We start from the raw sequence: 14749 nt of genomic DNA, 5'->3' as shown, positions 1-14749 counted from the left end.
TCTATATAAAAGAGTTTCTTTATAATGTGTACCGAGAGTGAGGTTAAACGGGATTACATGTCGGTTTGATTTATGGGTTTATTGCCGGTATTCTTTCCATTTTTGCTGTTGAGAGAAAATATAGAGTTTTTATTATTGCACCGTTGCTTTTTATTTATGTTATGCTGGCGGGGATGTCTGTTTCTGCGACGAGAGCTATGATTTTGTGTTTGATGAACGAAACTTTGAGTTTAAAACATGAAAGAGACAACGATGTATTTAATCACTTGTTTATAATTGCGATAATACTTTTATTGTTTAATCCACTTAATCTGTTCAATGTTAGTTTTACCCTTTCTTTCAGTGCGGTTGTGGGAATATTGCTGATGGCTCCCGTAATTGAGTTTAAAATAATGGATAGGTTCAGTGAGAATAATAAAATTCTAAGGAGTATTGTAAGTATATTTTCGGTGAGTATTTGTGCCTATTTATTTACAATTCCCGTTATTATCAACTCTTTCGGCAGTGTTTCTTTAATAAGCATGATAGGTAATTTTGTTATTGTTCCTCTTGTGGCTCCTATAATGATAATAGGTATTATAGGCGGAATATTTTCAAATTTTATAGTGGGTAAAATAATTATTAATTTACTTGATTTGCTTCTTGGAATTATAAGGAATATCGTTTCTTTTCTTGCCGATTTGCCTTTTGCCACAGTGGAAATCGATGATTTGAATATAATTGTTATAGTTGCATATTATGTGTTTATTCTCTTACTTGGAGGATATATTAAGTTTTTTAAAAAGAAAAAAAGCTGATATAAATTATTGATTTTTTATGTTACAATATCCCTATGGGAGAGGTCTATGGATTATATTAAACTCAATGAAAATATAAAAAAGAAAAATTTCAAAAATATTTATTTGTTTAATGTAGGTGAAAACTATATTGCAAAGATGATGTTTGACAGTCTTAAAAACAATCTTATAAAAAAAGAGTACGAAGATTTTAATTATTCTTTGTTTGACGGTAAAAAAATTGATATTAACAAGGTAACGGAACTTTGTGAAACTCTTCCGATGATGGATGAACACAGACTTGTGCTTTTGAAAGGTGATTATTTAAGAAACAAAGAATTCGGCAAAAAACTTAGTGACTACATAAAAAATATCCCTTCGGACACGGTAATGGTTGTTTGGGTTGAAGGAAGTATGGACAAGAGAACCGCTCTTTACAAGTCGATAAAGAAGAATGGGGATATTGTTGATTTTGAAAAATTTAAAGAATACAAACTTGAAGGTTGGATTAGAAAGAAGATAAAAGACAGTGGAATGATTCTCTCAAAAGAAGCCGTAAGTTATTTTATAGAAGCCAGCGGGTATTTGCTTGAAAACAGCGATGTGGATTTGGGATATTTTGTAAGTGAAATTGAAAAGCTTTCATCTATGGAGCAAAAAGAGATAGGCATAAACGATATAAAAAAAATAATAAGCGTTAACATAAAAGATGAAATATTTAAACTTACGGATGCTTTAAGAGATAAAAATTCGGATTATGCTTTTAGATTGTTAAGCAATTTAGAGTATAATAATGTCAATTTTATGCAGATACTGGCAGTAATAATAAGGAACTTTGAAAATATGTATATTTGCAAAGTTTACTTAAAAAACGGTAAAAGCGAAAAAGACATAGTCAATGATTACTCATTGCATCCTTATGCAGTCAAAATGGCAAATGTAGGAGCAGGAAAATATTCATTTAAAGATATTTGCGATTCTCTTTATTTATGTTTGGATTTGGATTATAAAATAAAAGTAGGACAGATATCTTCAAAGGATGCTGGAGTTGTTCTTATAGAAAAAATATCAAACAGATAGGAGGAATTTATGTTTAAAGTATCACTTCACAATCACACTAATTTAAGCGACGGTAAAGATGAAATGGAGGCTTTGATATTATCGGCCATAGACAGAGGATTTACTCATTTCGGAATAACGGATCATGTATGTACTTATCATTACGAAGATCATTCTCTAAAGCCGGAAAAATATGATGAATACGTTGATAAAATTCATTTTTTTAAAGATAAATATGCCGATAAGATTGAAATTTTTGCGGGAATTGAAAGCGAACGGTACGGGAAAGACGGTTATCTGATGAGTGATATATCAAATATAAGGGATAGATTTGATTATGTTGTGGGGTCCGTTCATGTGACTAATGCCGATGGGGTAATAGAACCCGTAGATGAACTTTGTTCAACATTCAGAAAGTCTTTGGAAAGAAGTTATAACAATGATGCAAAAAGCTTTGTAATTGATTATTATGAAAATTATTATAATAACTTGTGCGAGTTAAAACCTGAAGTTGCGGGACATATTGATCTTATAAAAAAGAATAACATAGACGGAATATTTTTTGATGAAAACAGCAGGTGGTATAAAGATTTGGTTTCAGATGTTCTGGATAAAATAAAAGAGTTAGACATTGTTCTTGAACTTAATACCGGCGGAGGTTATAAACACGGAGTAAGGAGTTTGTATCCGTCCAACGATATTATCAAAATGGCGAATGCAAAGGGAGTTAAATTTACCATGTCTTCCGATACTCATAATATAGAAATGCTGGATTTATTATATAATTTGGGTATAAGCAGGCTTAAGATGGGCGGAGTAAGAAAACTTTATACGTATTCGAATAAAGCAAAGGGATTTATATCCTTCGATATATAAAAAAGGACTTTTTTATAAGTCCTTTTATTTTATGTTTTTTGTATATATGTAATATGTTTCCACTTCTTTTTTAAAGTATATTTTCTCTTCTTCCTCTCTGGTGAATCCGTTATAGTCATAAAATTCGTAATCACATGAAGTATCCGTAAACAAATAGAAATTGTTTGCCTTTTCTTTTTCCATGTACTTATAAAAATAACCTAACAGTTTTTTGCCGATACCTTTTCCTTTTGTTTGCTTATTCATTGCAAACAGTACAAGCTCTCCGTCGGTTTTATCTTTTACTTTATCCAGAAGTTTGTTATTTACTTTATTTACCTGGCTTCCTTCTTTTATTGCTTTTCTTCCGTTATTAGTTAAAATCAGAGATAAAGAGGTGAATAACATTTTTGCAAGATAATTTAAATTTTCTTTTAAATTAAAATCTTTATTGATTCTTCCGAGTATTATTCCGACAACCCTATGTTCGTATATTGCGACTTTGGAAAATGAATGTCTTACCAAGAGCTCATACATGAATATAATGCTCATTTTGTCCGCAACTCTCTTATCATCTCCGTAATCTTTTTTTATCCAGGTTTGATACAATAATTCTTTCACCTGCGGAAAATCTTCTTTTTTTAATTCTCTGAATTGAATTTCTTTATTATTCATAAATCCTCCTATGAAGATATTCTAACACAAAACAGACATGAATATAAAGATTATATTAAGATTTAATATTTTTCTGATTTTTATAAATATATTATTTTAGTTTTATGATGGTATAAATTTATATGAGTTAAAATAGAAATCATAATGTATTATAGCTTTTTGTTATATATAGATATTAAATTTTACCATAAGTGAATAACTGTAATATTATCCCCAAAGTTTATTTTTTATGGTATAATTTTAAAAATTTCTATGGAAAGAAGGATGTATATGAGAATCAGTGATATTATAAAACATAAAAAACCGACATTGTCTTTTGAAGTGTTTCCTCCCAAAAGTGAGAGTAATTATAAAAGTGTCGAAAAGGCTACCGGTGAAATAGCAAAATTAAAGCCTGATTTTATGAGTATAACTTACGGTGCCGGAGGTGGTACAAGCGAATATACCGCAAATATAGCAAAAGGATTGCAGGAAAAGTACGGAGTCAATACTTTGGCTCATTTGACTTGTGTATGCTCAAGCAAGGCCGATATAAAATCTCAGCTTAAAATTTTAAAAGAAAATAACATAGAAAATGTTTTGGCTCTCAGAGGAGATATCCCTTCAGATAAATCCCTTACCAATAAGTCTGAGTATAATTATGCGATAGATCTTATTAGAGATATAAAGGAAGAGGGGGGCTTTTGTATAGGCGGAGCTTGCTATCCTGACGGACATATTGAGTGTGAGCATAAAGAAGAAGATATATATTTTTTAAAAGAGAAAGTCGATGCGGGGTTGGATTTTTTGACCACCCAGATGTTTTTTGACAACAATGTACTTTATAATTTCTTGTACAGAATAAGGGAGATAGGTATTACAGTTCCTGTGTTTGCGGGGATAATGCCCGTTACGAACGGAAAGCAAATAAAACGTATTACCGCTCTTTCCGGTACTTACCTTCCGACTCGTTTTAAGGCAATAGTGGATAAATTCGGAGATAACCCTCCTGCAATGGCGCAGGCAGGAATAGCTTATGCCACAGAGCAAATTATAGATTTGATAGCAAACGGAGTTAACGGGATTCATGTTTATTCTATGAATAAGCCTGAGATTGCCGAAGGAATAAAGAGAAATCTTTCAAATATATTATAATTTATGCCTTTATTGTAGGAGTTTGTAATGATTACAAGAAAAGAAACATTGAGATATCTTGGATATGAGAGTGAGAATGTAGATGAAAATACTCTCATGCTTTTGGATGAATGTGAAAAATTATTATTGAAAACTGCCCGCCCGAATCACACGTATAAAGTATTTAATTTGATGTTTGGGGAGGGTAGTATTATTGATATGGGTGTTTTTAGAGTTGAAAGCAAGGTCCTTAAAAGAAATTTGAGCGAATGCAGTAAGGTTGTTATATTTGCCGCAACCCTCGGTCCCAGAGTAGATATTCTGCTTCAAAAGTATTCAAAAATATCTTCAAGCAAGGCTGTTGTGTTGCAGGCAAGTGCGGCGAGTATGCTTGAAGATTATATAGATGAAAAAGAGGAAATTCTAAAAGAAGAATTTGGAGAAGAAGGGTTATTTCTTCGTCCAAGGTTTTCTCCCGGATACGGAGATTTATCATTGGAGTATCAAAAAGACATATTTCGCCTTCTTGATTTACCCAGAAAAATAGGGGCTACTTTAACGGATAATCTGATTATGGCACCGTCAAAAACGGTTACGGCTTTTATTGGGCTAAGTAAAGTTGATAAAAACGTTTGCGATTATAAATAAAACTATTTAACAATTTGACCTGTGGATGTATAATATTATTTACTTGAAATTATCTGAATTTTTTACAAAATTTTTAATTTTATTATTTTCATATGTATTTTTCATTTAAATAATTATTTTTATAGGGGTTTTATAATGAGTATTTTAAAGAAAGTTAAGTCCGAAGAAGTAAAAGATTATCTGTTTTCAAACAAAGCTTTATGGATTCTTATTTTACCTTTGATTGTTGAGCAGTTTCTTGCGATTCTTGTTGGGATGGCGGATTCCATAATGATAGCTAGTGTCGGGGAAGCTGCCGTTTCCGGTGTGTCTTTGGTGGACAGTTTGATGCTTTTGCTTATAAATATCTTTGCGGCTCTTGCAACGGGAGGTGCTGTTGTGGCGGGGCAGTATCTTGGAAAACGAGACAGAGACAATGCATGCGAATCTTCTACGCAGTTACTTTGGTTTATTACACTTTTGGCTTTATTCGTTATGATAATAGTTTATATTTTAAAGAATTTTATTTTAACTACCGTATTCGGTAGTATAGATGCGGATGTAATGAACCATGCGAATACCTATTTGATGATTGTAAGCGCTTCGATTCCGTTTATCGCTCTTTACAATGCCGGTGCGGCGATTTTCAGATCAATGGGGAATTCCAAAGTTTCCATGAAAGTTTCCATACTTATGAATTTGATAAACGTAGTCGGAAATGCGGTTTTGATTTATATCTTTCATTTTGGTACGGCAGGAGTTGCAATACCGACATTGGTTTCAAGAATAGTCGCAGCTCTTGTTATAGTGTTTTTACTTTTAAATAAAAGAAATACCATATACATAAAAAAGACATTTAAATATAAACCCAGATTTGACATGATTAAAAATATTTTGTATATAGGTGTTCCCAACGGACTCGAAAACAGTATGTTTCAATTGGGTAAAATAATAGTTTTGAGTTTGGTTTCCACTTTCGGTACTTATGCCATTGCTGCAAATGCAGTGGCAAACGTTGTGGCATCTTTTCAAATACTTTCGGGTATGGCGGTTTCATTGGCTGTTACCACTGTAATCTCACGATGTGTGGGGGCCGGAGAATATAAGCAGGCGAGATATTATACATTTAAACTGTTGAAGATTACTTATGTATGTATTTTTGCTTTTGTGATGGTAATATTTTTTATGTTGCCGATTATTATGAAAGCTTACGGGTTGTCTGCCGTTACGGCGGAAGAAGCCGTGAAAATTTTGTTGTTTCATGGTTGTTGTGCCATTGTCGTATGGCCTGTTGCTTTTACTTTGCCGGCGACTCTTCGTGCTGCCGGAGATGTTAGATACTGTATGATAACTTCAATAACCTCAATGTGGATATGCAGAATAATATTCAGTTATGTTTTGGGAAAATATTTGGGGTTTGGTGTTTTTGGTGTATGGATGGCAATGGTTATGGACTGGGTAATAAGAGCTGTATGTTTTGTTATAAGGTATAAAACGCCAAGGTGGGAAAACAGACAGGTAGTTTAATATACATGGGAAGGAAAAATTATGAATATACTGGATCTTATAAAAAAAAGAAAAGTATTTTTTGACGGAGGAATCGGAACTCTTCTTCAAGAAAGAGGTTTAAAGGCCGGAGAATTGCCTGAAAAATGGAATATAGACAATCCTGATGAAATAAAAAGAATTCATAAAGAATATATTTTAAGCGGAGCTGATATTATTACGTCAAATACATTTGGATGCAATGCCTTAAAATTTGAAAAGAACGGAAAATACAGTGTTTCGAATATTGTCACAGCGGGCGTAAGGAATGCCAAAGAAGCGATAAAGGAAAGTGGCAAGAAAGGTTATGTAGCTTTGGATTTGGGACCTACCGGAAAACTGTTAAAACCTCTCGGTGATCTTGATTTTGAAGATGCTTATGAGCTTTATAAAGAAGTTATTCTCGAGGGAATGAAAGAAAATCCCGATATGATTTTGATAGAGACAATGTCCGACGGTTATGAAGCCAAGGCGGCAATTCTGGCTGCAAAGGAGAATTCGTCTTTGCCGGTGTTTGTTTCAATGACTTTCGGTGAAGACGGTAAGTTGCTTACAGGCGGGGATGTCAGTGCAGTGATTTCACTTTTGGAAGGGCTTAAAGTGGATGTTATTGGTCTGAACTGTGGTTTGGGACCTGTTCAGTTGAAGGAGTTTATTTCTGAAATGTTAAAAATATCTTCTACTCCTTTGATGGTAAATCCAAATGCGGGACTTCCGAGAAGTGAAAACGGAAAGACCGTATACGATATAGACAGCAGAGAGTTTGCTCATGAGATGAAAGAAATGGCCGAAATGGGAGTGAGTATTTTAGGAGGATGCTGCGGTACTACTCCAGATCATATAAAAGAAGTTGTTTGTGTTTGTAAAGATGTAAATCAAGTTGAAATACAAAAAAAAGATTTAACCATGGTTTCTTCTTTCAGTAAATGTGTTTATATAGATAAAGAACCTTTGATTATAGGAGAGAGAATAAATCCTACTGGTAAAAAAAGATTTAAACAGGCTTTGATTGAAAATGACATGGAATATATTTTAAATGAAGCTATAAATCAGGTAGATGCAGGGGCTCATATTTTGGATGTTAATGTCGGGCTTGCCGAAGGGGATGAAGTTGAGATGCTGGAGAGAGTTGTAAAAGAACTTCAGTTTTGTGTGGATGTTCCGCTTCAGATTGATACTTCAAATCCTAAAGCAATGGAGAGAGCTTTGAGATTGTATAACGGCAAAGCCCTGGTAAACTCGGTTAACGGTAAAAAGGAAGTAATGGACTCAGTATTTCCTTTGGTTAAAAAGTACGGAGGAGTTATAGTAGCTTTATGTTTGGATGAAAACGGCATTCCTCAGAATAGTGAAGAAAGAATAAATGTTGCAAAAAAGATAATCGCAGAAGCCAAAAAGTATGGAATAGAAAGAAAAGATATAATAATTGATGCTTTGGCAATGACGGTAAGCGCTGACACCTCTTCTCCGTCGGTAACACTTGATACCTTATCCAAAATAAAAAACGAGCTTAAGATGAAAAGCGTCTTGGGTGTTTCAAACATATCTTTCGGTTTGCCTAACAGAGGCATTATAAACTCGGTATTTTTTACCATGGCTCTGGACAGAGGACTTAACTGTGCGATTATTAATCCGAACAGTGAAGATATGATGAAAAGTTATATATCTTTTAAAACCCTCGCAAATATGGATTTTCAGTGTACGAAGTATATAGAAAATTTTTCAAAGGAAAAAGAAGAAGTAAAAAAAATTGTAACCGATAAAGTAAATTCCTTAAGAAACTGTATTATAAAGGGGATGAAAGATGCTTCCAGAGAAGCCGTTATCGAAGAACTTAAGAAGAATGAGCCAATAAATATTATAAATGATACTTTGATTCCTGCCCTTGATGTTGTGGGGAAAGGTTTTGAGGAGGGAAATGTATTTTTGCCCGGACTTTTAATGAGTGCAGAAGCGGCAAAAGCCGCATTTGAAGAAATCAAAACCCATCTTGTTAATACTGGGTGTGAGCAAGAAAAAAAAGGTAAAATCATAATTGCGACTGTAAAGGGTGATATACATGATATCGGGAAAAATATAGTGAAAGTTTTACTTGAAAATTACGGATATGACGTTATAGATTTGGGTAAAGATGTAAGTCCAGATTTGATTGTGGATAGGGCCATTAAGGAAAATGTAAAGCTGGTGGGGCTAAGCGCCCTAATGACAACGACTGTCGTAAATATGGAAAAGACTATATTACAGCTTAGAAAAAAAGTCGCAAACTGCAAAATAATGGTGGGGGGAGCAGTATTGACTGAGGAATATGCCAAGACAATAAATGCCGATTTTTATGCGAAAGATGCAATGGCGAGTGTTTCTTATGCAGAGAAAATATTTAAATAAAAAGACCGTAGAGGTCTTTTTTGTTTTGATGAAAATAATTTGAAAACAGTTGAAAATTTTTTTTAATAAGTAAAAAATAATACTTGTATATGAATATAAATTGTATTATAATATGTGAAAGTTTTGAAATTTCAGAAAGTTTAAAGCTTACGGAGAGAAAAACACAAAATATTTAATGTTATAGTTTATTAGGTATTTTATGTTTTAGTCTGTCTAAAATATAATTATGTAAGGAGAAGTGAAATGGATTATATAAACAGAGTTTTGGAAGAAGTTAAAGCAAAAAATGTAAATGAACCGGAATTTAATCAAGCCGTTATGGAAGTTCTCGAAAGCTTAAAACCGGTAATAGAAGCACATCCTGAATATGAACAAATGGGTATTCTTGAAAGATTGACAGAACCTGAAAGAGCCATTATGTTTAAAGTTCCTTGGGTTGATGACAGTGGAAAAGTACAGGTAAACAGAGGATTCAGAGTTCAGTTTAACGGGGCGATAGGACCTTACAAAGGTGGTTTGAGATTCCATCCCAGCGTAAATTTAAGTGTTATTAAGTTTTTGGGATTTGAACAGATATTCAAAAATTCTCTTACAACACTTCCTATAGGAGGAGGTAAGGGGGGATCTGATTTCGACCCTCAAGGTAAATCAGACGGAGAAATTATGAGATTTTGTCAAAGTTTCATGAGTGAATTATATAGACATATAGGTCCTGATGTTGACGTTCCTGCGGGAGATATAGGTGTCGGAGGAAGAGAAATCGGGTATTTGTACGGACAGTACAGAAGAATCAGAGGGGCTTTTGAAAACGGAGTTCTTACAGGAAAAGGTCTTCCTTACGGAGGAAGTTTAATCAGACCGGAAGCTACGGGTTTTGGTGTTATGTATTATGCGCAGGAAGTTCTCAAAGTGTTAAAAGATACATTTAAAGATAAGACCTTAATCGTTAGTGGTTACGGTAATGTTGCTTGGGGGGTATGTCTAAAAGCAAAAGAACTCGGAGCGAAAGTTGTGTCTATTTCAGGAAGAGACGGATATATTTATGACAAAGACGGTATAAATACCGATGAAAAAATTGACTTTTTGCTAAAAATAAGAGAGTGCAACGATGTTAAACTCAAAGACTATGCCGAAAAATTCGGTGCCGAATTCCATGAAAAAGAAAAACCATGGGGTATAAAAGGTGATATTGCAATTCCTTGTGCGACACAAAATGAAATCGGTATTGAAGAAGCAAAACAATTAAAGGAAAACGGTGTGAAATTGGTTGTTGAAGGTGCAAATATGCCTACGACTCCGGAAGCTATGGAATATTTTAAAGAAAACAACATTGTTTTAGGACCTGCGAAAGCTGCAAACGCCGGTGGGGTTGCCGTTTCGGCATTGGAAATGGCTCAAAACTCAATGAGGTATTCTTGGACCAAGGAAGAAGTTGACGCAAAATTAAAATCTATAATGAAAAGCATTCACGAAAACAGCAAAAATGCCAGTGAAAAATACGGACTTGGTTATGACTTGGTAGCAGGTGCAAATATTGCCGGATTCGAAAAAGTCGTTGAAGCCATGATTGCTCAAGGAATATATTAATTAAAAATAAAAACGTACCATTCGGTGCGTTTTTTTTGTTGAATTAAAATAAATTTACTTTTCAAAGATTTGTATAAACGTTCTATACTATATAATTAAATGGTGTTAATATATATAATAAAATCAATTCAATATTATTATATTATACGTGATATAATGTAATAGATATATTAGAAGTTGCAGGGGTATTAACATGAATGAATTAGACATAAAAACATCATATGGTAATATACATGTTTATAAAAAAGGGAAAGGACGTAAAAATCTTATTTTGTTACATGGTAGCGGTTGCGATAACGCAATGCTTTCATGGTTTGAAGTTATACAAAATTTTAATGACGAATATACAATCTATGTTCCTGATTTGTTGGGGTATGGAAAGAGCGATAAACCCAATAACTTATGTGGAGAAAAATTTTATAATATTCATATTCAATCAATTAAACAAATTACGGAGCAGTTGGGATTGACAACATTTATTTTGGTGGGTTTGTCAATGGGTGGAGCAATTGCGATTGGGTATGCTTTAAACTATCCCGCACAAGTGCAGGCACTTTTTCCTGTTGATACATGGGGGATTTCTCCTGCGTTGCCGTTTCATCATCTTTCATATTGGTATATTCATAAAACTAATTTTACAATATCCCAGTATAAATGGATTGCTAAAAATAAAAGGCTGACGAAATGGTTTATAGGATATTCTTTAATTGGAGATAAAAAGAAAATTACTGATAAAATTGTAGATGAGGTTTGGAAAGCCTGTAAGAATGACAATGCGGGAAAATCCATGCAAGATTATCAAAGAAGCTCTTGTGATAAAAATAGAGCGATCCCTTTTTATAAAAATGAGTTAAACAAATTGGAAATGCCTGTTATTTTTATAAATGGAGAATGTGATAATTTAGTTCCTGTTAAGCACTTAGACGGTATAAAAAAAATTTTACCTAATGCAAAAGTTTATATTTTTAAAGGCTGTAAACATTGGGCTGTAAAAGAAAAGCCAGAAGAATTTTTTAATATTGTGCAAACTAATACAAGGGATTTATAACTTCCGGTTTAGTAAATTATTTTAGATATGAGAGAATTAGTTCAATGCTAATTCTTTTTTATTTTGTAAAAATAAAACTTTTAAATATATTTACTATAAAAATTAAGATGAATAGAGAGTATGTTTAAACTTTATAAAATGCATCATCGGATGTTTTTAGTGTAGGAGTACAAACGCATATTGGTTGACAAAGAAAAAAATTAAGAATATAATAAAATAATTAGGAAAAAGAAAAGGTGGTGAAGAAAATGGATGCAGGAAGCAGTATTAGCATTGAACCCGGGGGGCGTATCATAGCTGGATTTGAGCGTGCTGTTTTGTTTGTGCGTTCATTTTCACACTGATTAAATATACCTCCGGTTCATGTTTGTATCCAATTTATACAAAATGAACAGAGGAGAATTAATATTAAGGCTTTTAAGAGGCCGTGAGTTTCGCAGAATAAAAGATATTGTAAAAGAAATGAACTTTGCGGATATAGCTCTTCTTTTTGATGAAATACCGATGGAGGATATTCCGCTTATTTTTCGTGTTCTGCCAAAGGATACGGCCAGTGATGTTTTTGTAAATCTTGATAATGACGTAAAAGAATTTCTTATAAAAAGTTTTACTGACAGTGAACTTAAAGAAATTCTGGATTTGATATTTGTGGATGATACCGTCGATATTATAGAAGAAATGCCCGCTAATGTAGCCAAAAGGATACTTCTGCATACGGATAAAGAAAGAAGAGGTTTAATAAACGAAATTCTTAAATATCCCAAAGACAGTGCGGGAAGTATAATGACGACGGAGTTCATATCTTTGAAAAAAGATATGGATGTTTATGAAGCTTTTTTGAAAATAAAAGCTACAGGCGTGGATAAAGAAACTATCTATACCTGTTATGTAACAGACAAAACCAAAAAATTGATAGGATTGGTTTCAACAAAAGACCTTCTATTGTCGGATATGGAAGCTAGGATAGAAGATATAATGCAAACCAATATTATTTACGTAAACACATTGGATGACAAGGAAGATGTGGCAAAAGCATTTGACAGGTATGATTTGCTCGCAATACCTGTTGTTGACAATGAAAACAGACTTATAGGAATAGTAACGGTAGACGATGCGATAAGTGTTTTGGTGGAAGAAGATACAGAAGACTTTCAAAAAATGGCTGCCATAGTACCGAATGAAGATAGTTATTTTAAAACTTCCGTTTTTACTCATGCAAAGAAAAGGTTCGGCTGGCTGTTGTTTTTAATGTTGTCTGCTACATTTACACAAACAATTATTACTCATTATGAAGCGGCTTTTGCCGCGATGCCTTTGATTGCATCTTTTATACCAATGATAAGTGATACCGGAGGGAACTGCGGATCTCAAAGTGCAACCATGATAATCCGGGGTATGTCTCTTGATGAAATAAAACCAAAGGATATCTTAAAGGTTATTTTAAAGGAAGGTGAAATTTCCTTTATGGTCGGTATTGTATTGAGTTTTGTAAACAGTATAAGAATTATTTTAACTTATCACAATATTATCTTGGCGATAACCCTTTCGCTTACTTTGATTTGCACTGTGTTTATGTCTAAATTTTTAGGGTGTGTGTTACCCATTACGGCGAAAAAGCTCAACCTTGACCCTGCAGTGATGGCTGCTCCGCTTATAACTACCATTGTGGATGCCTGTTCGCTTATAATATACTTTAATATAGCAATACAGCTGTTAAAAATTTAAAGGAGGTCTGTATGGAAGAAAAAATACTGGAATTACTGAAAGACAGAAAATTCTATGAATTAAAAGAATTGTTGGAAACATTAAACCCCGCCGATATAGCCTCCTTGTTTGACGATATACCTATGGAAGAGGTTCTTATAGTATTTAGGCTTTTGCCGAAAGAAACGGCAGCGGATACTTTTGTTGAACTGGATAACGACAATCAGGAATATTTAATAAAAGCATTCAGCGATCAGGAGTTAAAGGATGTTTTGGATCTTTTATTTGTGGATGATACTGCCGATTTAGTTGAAGAAATGCCTGCCAATGTTGCAAAAAGGGTTTTGAAACATACCGATGCGGCAACAAGAAAATTAATAAACGAAATACTTAAATATCCCGAAGACAGTGCCGGAAGTATAATGACCACTGAGTTTGTGTCTTTAAAAAAGGATATGAGTGTTTTGGATGCTTTGAACAAAATAAAAGCTACAGGTGTAGATAAAGAAACTATTTATACCTGTTATGTTACCGATAATAAGAAAAAACTAATCGGGCTTGTTTCTACCAAAGATATACTTCTTTCCGATATGGATGAAATAATCGGGGATATAATGGAGACGAACATAATATATACACATACTCTTGCAGACCAGGAAGATGTTGTAAAGATGTTTGATAAGTATGACCTATTGGCAATACCCGTTGTCGATAAAGAAGACAGGCTGATAGGTATCATAACCGTAGACGACGCTATTGATGTAATCAGAGAAGAAAACACCGAGGACTTTGAAAAAATGGCTGCTATGATGCCGAGTGAAGAAAGTTATTTTAAAACATCCGCTTTTGTTCATGCAAAAAACAGGATTATGTGGCTATTGTTTTTAATGCTTTCCGCAACGATGACTCAGGCTGTAATAACCCATTATGAAGCGGCTTTTGCGACTGTTCCTTTACTGGTTGCTTTTATTCCGATGATTACGGGAACCGGAGGAAACTGCGGTTCGCAGAGTTCCACAATGATTATCCGTGGTCTTGCTCTTGACGAGATAGAACCTAAGGATATATTAAAGGCAATGCTTAAGGAAAGTGAGATAGGTATTTTGGTCGGGATTGCCCTTGCTGTAGTCAACGGAGTAAGAATAATGTTATTTTATCATGATTTTATTCTTGCGTTGGTCTTGGGGCTTACTCTTATTGCCACGATAGTGATGTCAAAGCTCATGGGGTGCGTACTTCCCATAGCTGCGAAGAAGCTTAAGCTTGACCCTGCGATTATGGCTGCTCCGCTTATAACGACTCTTGTCGATACCTGCTCTATTTTGATTTATTTTAATATTGCACTTTGGATTATGAATTTATAAAGATATATTTT

The 14749-nt window shown here is 33.8% G+C and carries 11 protein-coding genes and 1 pseudogene; 11 read left to right on the top strand and 1 reads right to left on the bottom strand.

Annotated features, from left to right (window positions below; all coding sequences use genetic code 11):
- Positions 1–62 precede the first annotated feature (62 nt).
- The 3 genes and pseudogenes from QZ357_RS09315 to QZ357_RS09305 all read left to right on the top strand — a co-directional run.
- Positions 63–797 (top strand): annotated as a pseudogene (locus tag QZ357_RS09315) (ComEC/Rec2 family competence protein); the annotation flags it as partial.
- Between the two features lie 48 nt (positions 798–845).
- Entirely contained in the window at positions 846–1856 is a 1011-nt protein-coding gene (gene holA, locus QZ357_RS09310) for a DNA polymerase III subunit delta (protein ID WP_290776453.1), read from the top strand.
- A gap of 9 nt (positions 1857–1865) precedes the next feature.
- Positions 1866–2711: a histidinol-phosphatase HisJ family protein gene (locus QZ357_RS09305; protein ID WP_290776452.1), complete on the top strand. Its 846-nt coding sequence runs from the start codon at positions 1866–1868 to the stop codon at positions 2709–2711.
- Positions 2712–2735: 24 nt separating this feature from the next.
- On the opposite strand, the gene QZ357_RS09300 is transcribed toward QZ357_RS09305, so the two are convergent.
- Positions 2736–3365, bottom strand: coding sequence for a hypothetical protein (locus QZ357_RS09300; RefSeq protein WP_290776451.1), 630 nt, complete (start codon positions 3363–3365; stop codon positions 2736–2738).
- Positions 3366–3635: 270 nt separating this feature from the next.
- On the opposite strand from QZ357_RS09300, the gene QZ357_RS09295 reads away from it, so the two are divergent.
- From QZ357_RS09295 to mgtE (QZ357_RS09260), 8 genes are all read left to right on the top strand, one after another.
- Positions 3636–4499 (top strand): methylenetetrahydrofolate reductase, encoded by an 864-nt coding sequence (locus tag QZ357_RS09295; protein ID WP_290776450.1) that lies wholly within the window; start codon positions 3636–3638, stop codon positions 4497–4499.
- A 27-nt stretch (positions 4500–4526) separates the two neighbouring features.
- Complete coding sequence (locus QZ357_RS09290) at positions 4527–5126, top strand: vitamin B12 dependent-methionine synthase activation domain-containing protein (RefSeq protein ID WP_290776449.1); 600 nt, start codon at positions 4527–4529, stop codon at positions 5124–5126.
- Positions 5127–5261: 135 nt separating this feature from the next.
- Positions 5262–6632, top strand: coding sequence for an MATE family efflux transporter (locus QZ357_RS09285; RefSeq protein WP_290776448.1), 1371 nt, complete (start codon positions 5262–5264; stop codon positions 6630–6632).
- A gap of 21 nt (positions 6633–6653) precedes the next feature.
- Complete coding sequence (locus tag QZ357_RS09280; RefSeq protein WP_290776447.1) at positions 6654–9035, top strand: homocysteine S-methyltransferase family protein; 2382 nt, start codon at positions 6654–6656, stop codon at positions 9033–9035.
- A gap of 243 nt (positions 9036–9278) precedes the next feature.
- A complete protein-coding gene (gene gdhA / locus QZ357_RS09275) occupies positions 9279–10622 on the top strand; it encodes an NADP-specific glutamate dehydrogenase (RefSeq protein ID WP_290776445.1) in 1344 nt (447 codons plus the stop codon).
- Between the two features lie 193 nt (positions 10623–10815).
- A complete protein-coding gene (locus QZ357_RS09270; protein WP_290776444.1) occupies positions 10816–11670 on the top strand; it encodes an alpha/beta hydrolase in 855 nt (284 codons plus the stop codon).
- A 387-nt stretch (positions 11671–12057) separates the two neighbouring features.
- Complete coding sequence (gene mgtE, locus QZ357_RS09265; protein WP_290776442.1) at positions 12058–13395, top strand: magnesium transporter; 1338 nt, start codon at positions 12058–12060, stop codon at positions 13393–13395.
- 11 nt (positions 13396–13406) lie between these two features.
- The gene (gene mgtE, locus QZ357_RS09260; protein ID WP_290776440.1) at positions 13407–14738 is read left to right on the top strand and encodes a magnesium transporter; all 1332 of its coding nucleotides are present in this window, start codon (positions 13407–13409) and stop codon (positions 14736–14738) included.
- The last annotated feature ends 11 nt before the right edge of the window (positions 14739–14749 follow it).

The sequence above is a fragment of the Anaerofustis sp. genome (genome assembly GCF_019420015.1).
GTDB lineage: Bacteria > Bacillota > Clostridia > Eubacteriales > Anaerofustaceae > Anaerofustis.
The sequence above is the reverse complement of the archived record's forward strand: the minus strand, read 5'-3'. Positions and strand labels throughout refer to the sequence as shown.

Bases quoted from the DNA above. Each gene is read 5' to 3' on its own strand.
- holA (WP_290776453.1), top strand. From the start codon at position 846: ATGGATTATATTAAACTCAATGAAAATATAAAAAAGAAAAATTTCAAA.
- QZ357_RS09305 (WP_290776452.1), top strand. From the start codon at position 1,866: ATGTTTAAAGTATCACTTCACAATCACACTAATTTAAGCGACGGTAAA.
- QZ357_RS09300 (WP_290776451.1), bottom strand. From the start codon at position 3,365: ATGAATAATAAAGAAATTCAATTCAGAGAATTAAAAAAAGAAGATTTT.
- QZ357_RS09295 (WP_290776450.1), top strand. From the start codon at position 3,636: ATGAGAATCAGTGATATTATAAAACATAAAAAACCGACATTGTCTTTT.
- QZ357_RS09290 (WP_290776449.1), top strand. From the start codon at position 4,527: ATGATTACAAGAAAAGAAACATTGAGATATCTTGGATATGAGAGTGAG.
- QZ357_RS09285 (WP_290776448.1), top strand. From the start codon at position 5,262: ATGAGTATTTTAAAGAAAGTTAAGTCCGAAGAAGTAAAAGATTATCTG.
- QZ357_RS09280 (WP_290776447.1), top strand. From the start codon at position 6,654: ATGAATATACTGGATCTTATAAAAAAAAGAAAAGTATTTTTTGACGGA.
- gdhA (WP_290776445.1), top strand. From the start codon at position 9,279: ATGGATTATATAAACAGAGTTTTGGAAGAAGTTAAAGCAAAAAATGTA.
- QZ357_RS09270 (WP_290776444.1), top strand. From the start codon at position 10,816: ATGAATGAATTAGACATAAAAACATCATATGGTAATATACATGTTTAT.
- mgtE (WP_290776442.1), top strand. From the start codon at position 12,058: ATGAACAGAGGAGAATTAATATTAAGGCTTTTAAGAGGCCGTGAGTTT.
- mgtE (WP_290776440.1), top strand. From the start codon at position 13,407: ATGGAAGAAAAAATACTGGAATTACTGAAAGACAGAAAATTCTATGAA.